Source organism: Streptococcus sp. HMSC10E12 (genome assembly GCF_001807855.1).
GTDB classification, from domain to species: Bacteria; Bacillota; Bacilli; order Lactobacillales; family Streptococcaceae; genus Streptococcus; species Streptococcus salivarius.
On the sequence record NZ_KV791090.1, the window covers coordinates 1 to 1,093 of the forward strand.

Here is a 1,093-nt window from a genome sequence, read left to right on the forward strand (position 1 = left end):
ACCACATGGGTCAAGATGAAATAATAATAGAAATAGGACAACTGAAAGTCAGAATTTCCCCTCAAAAGGCTATAAAAACCAAGAATGAAAATGACGTGGTAGAGGGTGTCAAACAGGGTATCCGCCCAGCGTCTCCTGCGAAAGAGATAAAATCGCTTCACTTCATTATACATGGAACAAACTTCCCTTCTTTTTGGCATAGGTCAAACAAGTTTGAAAGCACAAGTAACCCAAGAGCCAGTAAATCAAACCGTATCCCAGTAATAATAAAAGAACGAACCAACTTGGCTGACGGATAAAACTCACCAAGAGATGGAAAGGCAAGAAACGAGTTAAAGTAGCAATCAAATGACTCGATTGTTCCTGAAAACCAACCAAAAAGAGAATCCCGTAAGCAAGGAGGCTAGTAATACTGGAAATTTTTGTAAAGACAAAGGAAAAACTGGCAAAGAGAAAGCCTAGACCATAAAGGGATGCAATAACCACAAAGGACAGAAGAAAAGTAACAAATGTAACGACCCAGTCAGTAGGAAAGGCAATCTGCTGAACCAAGGCAACCAAGCAAAACAAAGGAATGGCCTTGACCAAGTCCAACAAAATCTGTACGATAATTTTGATAAAAAGCATGCCAAAGATGCTCCGCCGACTCTGAATCACGTTGATAATGGTGCGGTCTGCAATCTCATCCTCGATAAAATAGGTTGGATGGGTGATACTGTGGCTAGAAAAATACCAAGTAAAAAGCAAGATAAACAACTCAAAAGTATCTTGCTGGCTGTCAAAATAGGTCAGAAAACCCGTAACTAGAAAGAAAATTCCCAGGTTGGCAAAGAGAAGATTGACTTTGAACTGTTTGTATTCGCTGAGTTGACGACTAAACTCTCGCCCAATCGCTGATAGCATCATTTGAGCACCTCATACAGCAAATCTTCCAAAGAGGCAGGTTCTCGGGTGAACTGCAAGACTTCTGTTTCTTCCAGCAATAGCCGATAAAGGTCTGGATTTCTGGTCTCTACCGAAATCCAACCGTTAAGCACCTTGTAGTCCAGCTCAGGGAATCTTTGTTTCAGTACACTTTCTGCACTCTTATCTA

1 protein-coding gene and 1 pseudogene are annotated in these 1,093 nt (G+C 41.0%); both read right to left on the reverse strand.

Annotated elements, in window-relative coordinates:
* Window positions 1-165 precede the first annotated feature (165 nt).
* Entirely contained in the window at window positions 166-906 is a 741-nt protein-coding gene (locus HMPREF3112_RS05665) for a hypothetical protein (protein ID WP_021151545.1), read from the reverse strand.
* Window positions 903-1,093: pseudogene (locus HMPREF3112_RS11500) on the reverse strand (ABC transporter ATP-binding protein); the annotation flags it as partial. The gene HMPREF3112_RS05665 and the pseudogene HMPREF3112_RS11500, both read right to left, overlap by 4 nt.

Excerpts from the sequence above, each read along its gene's own strand:
- HMPREF3112_RS05665 (WP_021151545.1), bottom strand. The coding sequence starts at position 906 with ATGATGCTATCAGCGATTGGGCGAGAGTTTAGTCGTCAACTCAGCGAA.